This is a genomic window from Arthrobacter glycogeni (assembly GCF_054510815.1).
Genome location: NZ_JBTNDV010000025.1, coordinates 1 through 6,565, shown reverse-complemented (window position 1 = coordinate 6,565; position 6,565 = coordinate 1). Strand labels below are relative to the sequence as shown.

Genomic DNA, 6,565 nt, shown 5'->3' with positions numbered 1-6,565 from the left:
GACCGGCCGCGTAAAACCCTCGGCGGAATCACCCCCGCATACGCCATGCAACAACTACTATTCGAACCAGAAACCCCTACCGTTGCGACGACCGCTTGAATACACCGATCCCTTACCTCGACGGCATTGTTTGAGCAGAGAGCAAAGGTAGAATCGCTGCCATGATGTCGATGCGTAAGGACCACCCCAATTGGGCGCCTCCGCCCACATTTGGACAGATAAAAGTCGCTTTCTGGCTCAGCGTCGTCGTGGCCACTGGATTCTGGGTACTTTATGTCTCGATAGTCGTGGACCGTGGATTTATCCAATCGATCTTGGCTTCGGTCCTCCCGCTCGTCGCTACCTTCAGTGCAGTGTCGCTCTATCTCAAACATAAGTCGTTGCTTCGACGAGGTGCTGCCAAAGAAAATGACCGCCGATCCCCCACCGCGACACTGGAAGAGCTCTAGGTCATCGATCAAGGCACGAGTAAGTAGGCCTGACCTAAATCACGGTTCACCACGGTACTTACGCTCGTTCAAAACGAAGAAAGCCCCAACGAACCCAAGAAGCACGACCGCTAGAACCAGTACCATCCAGCTTCCGTCAGCGACTCCGAGATAAAGTCCCAAAATCGTAAATCATACAGCGGGGATGGTCCACATAAAGGATAGGAACCTCATTCGTTCGCGATAGGTCCATACTTGCCCTCTTCTGGGAAACACAAATAACTCCATCCTGATTTATTTATTTGTTGCGCTACCAAGATTCTAGGGGATTGAAGTCTCACGCGACGTCGGAACGGCGGGGCCGACTCGATCTGCTTCAGCAGCTCATAGGCAAACCGGAGGCGCTCCTGTGCTGGCGGTGGCACAGGAATTGTTCCGTTGGCCCACTTGCGCGCCTGCCCGGGATCCTTGATGCCAGCCATCCCGGCAACGATGCGTGCGGTCAGCAGGTCATTAAGCTCACGGACTACGTCCGCGGTGTCGACCATCACCGAGTTCGTCCTGTGGCGTGGTCCTGGTGCGATGGTTATGGCTTCCATTCTTGGATTCTTCTCCATTACCAACGCTTCCTGCTCCATGGCGCGAAAATGCCTTTATTATGCCTGTCTTGTGCATACTGAGTTGCATGTCCCCGCCAATCTAGGACCTCGAAATCAGGAGTAACCAATCATCAAGGAGAGTGCGATGGCGATAGATGCGCATGAGTCTGCGCGGAGGGCAATGATTATCTATGACCAGAAGAAGCACCTAAGGGCACCAAAATCTATGTTGCCTCCCACCCACCCAGAGTCAGCCCATCCATTCGCCTGACCGACCATCAGGATCCGGGGCTTGATCGGGTGGAGGCTAGACGGCGGTGTTCTTAAGTCCGACGCCGCCGCCAGGAATACTGCAGCCGAGGTTGGAGTCAGTCAGGCTGTCCACGAACTTGACCGGGTCGGGCTTTCGGTCGGTGACGTAGTAATAGTCCCCTGAACCGGACTTAGCGATCGCGACGTAGCATTTCCCGGCTGCGTCGGTGTCCACGACCACACTGTCGGTGATGGTGATGTACCCGGCGGCTCTAAGGCCTTCATAGTCCAAATAGGGCCCCTCGGTAGAGACTTCATCCGGGTACTTCCGGTGATCCTTCTCCACGGTCGACTGTGCGACCCTCACGGTCATCAGGTCCTGCTTTGCGGCGTTATCCTGCGCCCAGGGGATCACCCCGAACACTGCGGCAGTAATGACCCCTGTCATGATGCCCAGAACGGTCGCACCGACCATGACGGAGGCCAGATCGAATTCGCCATGCTCGTTACGCAGCCTTTTCGGAATCATCCTAAAGTTGTGAATCATCAACGCTCCAACTGTTCGCAGAAACTACTGAACCTAGTCATGCGTAGGCGCTCTCGCTTGCGCTGACAGCCGTCAGGAGATTGCACGCATAGAGATCACCATGAGGAGAACTAAGGCATACTTCAGGAACAACCAGGCACCATTCGGGAATGAGCGGGAACAGGAGCAAACTATGTCGCAGGAAATCAGCAGGGATCCGGACACGCTACTTACCGTCCCTCAGGCAGCAGAGATGCTCCAGCTCTCGCCCAAGACTTTGGCCAACTGGGCATCAGCAGGCACAGGCCCACGCCGGGTCAAGCTCACAGCTCGAGACATCCGTTACCGCCGTTCGGATTTGATGGAGTTCATCTCCGAGAAGCTTGAAACTGCGTAATGGCGAGAGAAGCTTTGCCAGTTGGTACTTGGGGCAGGATCAGCAGGACCAAGCAGGAAAGCGGGCAATGGCGTGCTCGGGCGAGATTCCGTGATGCCGACGGAGTGACCAGAAGAGTTGAGGCGGCGGGAAGTACTGCAGCCAAGGCAGAGCGCAACCTGACACTTCAGCTTCGAGATCGGTCAGCTCAAACCGGTGATGAAATCACTGATAGAACACGCGTCAGCCAGCTCATGGAGATCTGGTTTGAAGAGCTGAGGAACTCCAACCGAAGGCCGCAGACGGTCGACGAGTACGAGCGATTGTCTCGGGCCACGATACTTCCAGCTTTCGGCCAACTGACAATTCGAGAGGTCACAGTCTCGAGAGTGACTGCGTTCGTCAACGAAGTAGCTGTGCGTCAGAACAAGCCAGCCTTGGCCAAGAACGCTCGCGTGCATTTGAAGCAGATAATGCAGGTCGCCGTTCGCCATGACGTCATCGCCACCAACCCGGTATCGAATTCTGAAGCTCCAAAGAAGCAGAAGAAGGAGATCAGGACTTTGGATGAGGGAGAGTTGCGTCGAGTCCGTCGTGCTGTCAGGGAGTGGCGCCGTGGACCGGGTGTGAAGGGCCCTAAGGCGACTGACTTTGTCCCTGATGTCGTGGACATGTTCCTGGCTACCGGAGTTCGCATCGGTGAGGTGCTGGCAATCCGATGGGATGACGTCGACCTCGAGTCGGAGAATCCTACCGTGACGATCTCTGGCACCTTGGTGGAGATAAAGGGACTTCCCCTGACTCGGCAGCCGTTGCCGAAGTCCAAGGACGGTCACCGAGTCATCACTCTTCCGCGCTTTGCTGTGGACATGCTGTTGCGGCGACGAGTGGAGATTCCGACCAACAACTTTTGCGACGCGGTGTTCCCTTCCTCGACGGGGTCCTGGTATTACCCGAACAACTTCCATCGTCAGTGGCGAGCCATCCGAGCGGCGCACAACCTTGACTGGGTGACGCCCCATGTTTTTCGCAAAACGGTGGCGACCTTGATTGAGCGTGAGCTTGATGCGGTGACAGCCTCGAAGGTGCTCGGTCATGCCGATGAGAAGGTCACCATTGAGCACTACATCGAACGGCGGCCCAACATCGCCCCGGACGTATCCTCCATCCTGCAGCGGCACGGTCCGGTTGGTGCTTTGGATGATCTCCAACACCAAACTTGATTTCCCCCCGTTTTCCCCCCGTTTTGAATGGGAAAACAAGTGATTTCAGGAGAAGTCACGGGAACGTCTTCACCGGCGTAATCCCCGCCATAGCTAGTATGCGGGACCATACGGGACATCACAGGAACGGGAAAGAATTATCGATCCCCTAACAGGGGGTCAGGGGTTCGAATCCCCTTAGCTCCACCAAAGATCCGCTAGAACAAAGGGAAGTAGCCCGGTTCTAGCGGATTTCTTGTTTCTCGAAAGAGGACATTCCCCGAGCTTTGGGGACGCAAATACGGGACCTTCTCGGCTGACCATAATCGCAATGTGGAGTTGCCGGACAACCTGTCCGACGACCTCTGAGGCTTCCATCGCCTTGTAGGAGTTCGACGGCGGGCGCTCGTTCTTGATGCTGCGGGACAAGCCGGCCAGCAAACCGGAGATCGCGTCGCCGGTTGCATTTGGCTGTTCTGGCTGCCGTTGTGCAGGCTGCACTGCTTCAGTCGTGGCTACGCTTCGAACTCATTCTCGCCATCCTCGGACAGGCACTCTGCCCGATCGTGGACGGCAACCCGAAGGTAATCTTCATCCAGCTGGGGGTTCGGGGTCAGAACGGTGATGGACCCGGGGCGTGCCAGTCCACCGGAGCCGGACCAGGACACGGCTTCTTTGAGTGAGGTCGTGTAGGTCACTTCGTCGATGCTCTTGACAAGCCCCACTACACCCGGAGGTCTTCTTCATGTCACCACACCACGCCGACCGTCACTAACCTCTATGGGTAATACAGCTAGCTCCTTCTGCACCCGTGCGCAGCCGGAATTCCAGGCGCCCAGCAAGTGGGCCGAGACTCCTAAGGGACGGTCGAGAACGAGTAGGTAGATCTATTAGGGTGCAAGCACCTACGATGGGCTCACCGACTGACGCCAATTCTCTGGGTGAACGATGACTTCATCGCCTTACGCTGCATCCGGCACACCGGCCGCCAACAATGAGCCGCCGCTCTAGGCACCTTATTACGGTGCTCCCTTCAAGGTAGCCGTGCAGCGATTCTTTAAGAAGTACGCCATGTTCTCCGGCCGTGCCAGCCGCAGCGAATACTGGTGGTGGATGTCCGTGTCAATCGTGTTAGGCACAGTTCTGAACCTCACGACAGGTTTTGGGGGGCGGAATGTCCCCAGCCGACGGAGGCGCCGCCAGCCCCACGGCGATCATCGGATTCCTTCTGAGTGCCGTCTGGGTGCTCGCCACCATTGTTCCGTCCATCGCTTTGACCATACGGCGCCTCCATGATTTGAACTTGAGCGGCTGGTTCCTATTGCTGTCCCTCGTACCGCTTTTGGGCGCCCTGGCCCTACTCGTCATGACGATTTTGCCGTCCAACCCCGCGGGCCAGCGATTCGACCGACCGGAAGGCTACTAAGCTCTACCGCTATCCCCTGGTCCTCGGACGCCATCCGCTTTGGTGTGCGCCAGGAACTCGTGTGGGCAACTGGTGCAAGTTCATCGCTACCGTCCGCGGGGCGATGACATCTCCCACTTGCGCGGGTCGACTCCTCGTTCCGCTGCGGTGCGCGCCCTGGATCATGACCACGACTGTGAATCCTGCCGACATCGTCCGACAGCTGATCGTTGACGGGCGGGTCGTCTGCACCTTTCTGATGAGCCCCCGGCGGGGTTATTTCCAGCCCTTCGAAACCTAGACGCAGGCTGACCTGATGGCCGCCGAAGCTCGCGGCGCACTGATCTCCCGTGTGAGCTCCACCCAGGGCCATGAGCTCATTGGTCTCGACCGTCGCCGGTCATCCCTGCGGAATTCGCTGAAACGGTTGCCAAGGATCTGCTCATCGGCCTGACCCGACTGCAGCGCGGACGGGATGAGGGTGCTGCCCAATCGCGGCCGCCGGCGCTGCGGCTCGTGCGTTGAACGGATGCCCCACTCCTGAAGGCTTTCAGATGTAACTGAATGGTGACAAATGATCGGATGGAAGCCATCGTGACGGACCCAGCGGCCCTCGGTCGGCGCATCCGGGAGCGGCGGCGCGAGCTCGGTGCGACCCAGCAGTCTCTTGCGGATAGCTGCGGAGTATCGAGGAAATTCATCAACGAACTCGAAGCAGGCAAAGACAATTCCTCTCTCGGGCTCGCGCTCAAAGTGATGAGTGTCCTCGGGTTCGGCATCACTGCGGCTCAGCCTCAATCTCACAACGCCAAGGACTATGGCCAGGAGTCCGCAGCCACCTTGGCGGCCCGGGATTATCGTTTCGCGCTTCGCCTCCTCGGGGATTACGCCGCTTCGTCAGTGGCTGACCGCCGCGCCAGCCTCACGTCGGCCCCTCGAATCGACGATGCTGACTATCTAGTTGCTCTCGCGGCCATCACCCGGTGGATCGCCACCACTGCCGGATCGCCAACCCCGGGATGGTCACTGCGCACCAAACCGTCGGAAGCGCCGATCCAGGGCACACCCCCTGACCTGGCGGCGATGAACGTCTGGATCCGCGAACGGGACCTAGCCACGGTATGAACCGGCCGGGACTCGAATCGGCGGACGTCCTGAGACTGCTTGCCGACCTGGAAGATCGGCTGAACAAGCATGGGGTTGCTCGACATCCAAATTGTCGGAGGAGCGGCCCTGCTCCTTCATGCTTGCAGCGGAGCGTCAGAAGGACATAGAGGATCTTGGCCTGATCGCCCTGGCCCTCGGTATCGAGGACGCCGAAACGCTAGTTCGGCTCGCCTATCTTAAGTACGGAAACCACTCGTTGCCACTGAACGCCAGTCGCGAAAACTATCTTCTTGTAGCCGAAGAGTCGATCAACGCAGCAAAGTTCAGCGCGGACGGCGGAGGCACCTAGCGGCCTTTGACGACCGGCAGTTCAGCCCATTCGATCGTGTACGGCGGGGAGGAGTGCTTCCGGCTCATGGTCCAGTCCGGCGGGGCGAGCATTCCGGGTGGCGCCGAGGCTCGCCCCTAGCCGAGGTCCGAGAACCGGTACATGAACGCTGCCATCGCGTCGCGGTTGACTGGGGTTAGTGCGCGGTAGGTCTTGGTGCCGTTGGGGCCATCCCAGCCGGTGCTGATTCCACTTTCGGCCAGCCAGGCCATTTCCTTGTAGAACTGCTGGGTGGTGGACACGTCGGTGAACGGGGAGGTGGCTGGTGGAGTGAAGGCTGGG

The 6,565-nt window shown here is 58.3% G+C and carries 9 protein-coding genes and 1 pseudogene; 5 read left to right on the top strand and 5 right to left on the bottom strand.

Annotated elements, in window-relative coordinates:
- Positions 1-658: 658 nt before the first annotated feature.
- A complete protein-coding gene (locus ACX80G_RS17035; protein ID WP_459309203.1) occupies positions 659-1,066 on the bottom strand; it encodes a hypothetical protein in 408 nt (135 codons plus the stop codon).
- Positions 1,067-1,334: 268 nt separating this feature from the next.
- The gene (locus tag ACX80G_RS17030; RefSeq protein WP_459309202.1) at positions 1,335-1,826 is read right to left on the bottom strand and encodes a type II secretion system protein; all 492 of its coding nucleotides are present in this window, start codon (positions 1,824-1,826) and stop codon (positions 1,335-1,337) included.
- A gap of 172 nt (positions 1,827-1,998) precedes the next feature.
- On the opposite strand from ACX80G_RS17030, the gene ACX80G_RS17025 reads away from it, so the two are divergent.
- Together ACX80G_RS17025 and ACX80G_RS17020 are read left to right on the top strand one after the other, a co-directional pair.
- Complete coding sequence (locus ACX80G_RS17025; RefSeq protein WP_459309200.1) at positions 1,999-2,202, top strand: helix-turn-helix transcriptional regulator; 204 nt, start codon at positions 1,999-2,001, stop codon at positions 2,200-2,202.
- Positions 2,202-3,404, top strand: coding sequence for a tyrosine-type recombinase/integrase (locus ACX80G_RS17020; protein ID WP_459309199.1), 1,203 nt, complete (start codon positions 2,202-2,204; stop codon positions 3,402-3,404). The genes ACX80G_RS17025 and ACX80G_RS17020 overlap by 1 nt, the downstream gene beginning before the upstream one ends.
- A 494-nt stretch (positions 3,405-3,898) precedes the next feature.
- Here ACX80G_RS17020 and ACX80G_RS17015 read toward each other — a convergent pair whose 3' ends face one another.
- The gene (locus tag ACX80G_RS17015; RefSeq protein ID WP_459309197.1) at positions 3,899-4,108 is read right to left on the bottom strand and encodes a hypothetical protein; all 210 of its coding nucleotides are present in this window, start codon (positions 4,106-4,108) and stop codon (positions 3,899-3,901) included.
- A 223-nt stretch (positions 4,109-4,331) separates the two neighbouring features.
- On the opposite strand from ACX80G_RS17015, the pseudogene ACX80G_RS17010 reads away from it, so the two are divergent.
- From ACX80G_RS17010 to ACX80G_RS17000, 3 genes and pseudogenes are all read left to right on the top strand, one after another.
- A pseudogene (locus tag ACX80G_RS17010) lies at positions 4,332-4,809 on the top strand (DUF805 domain-containing protein).
- A gap of 573 nt (positions 4,810-5,382) precedes the next feature.
- The gene (locus ACX80G_RS17005; protein ID WP_459309195.1) at positions 5,383-5,913 is read left to right on the top strand and encodes a helix-turn-helix domain-containing protein; all 531 of its coding nucleotides are present in this window, start codon (positions 5,383-5,385) and stop codon (positions 5,911-5,913) included.
- 91 nt (positions 5,914-6,004) lie between these two features.
- Positions 6,005-6,244: a hypothetical protein gene (locus ACX80G_RS17000; RefSeq protein ID WP_459309194.1), complete on the top strand. Its 240-nt coding sequence runs from the start codon at positions 6,005-6,007 to the stop codon at positions 6,242-6,244.
- Here ACX80G_RS17000 and ACX80G_RS16995 read toward each other — a convergent pair.
- On the bottom strand, positions 6,241-6,336 hold the full coding sequence (locus ACX80G_RS16995; protein WP_459309192.1) for a DUF4113 domain-containing protein: 96 nt from the start codon (positions 6,334-6,336) through the stop codon (positions 6,241-6,243). The genes ACX80G_RS17000 and ACX80G_RS16995 overlap by 4 nt on opposite strands.
- Positions 6,337-6,360: 24 nt before the next feature.
- Positions 6,361-6,565: S-layer homology domain-containing protein (locus tag ACX80G_RS16990; RefSeq protein ID WP_459309191.1), on the bottom strand; the 205-nt coding region annotated here is incomplete at its 5' end.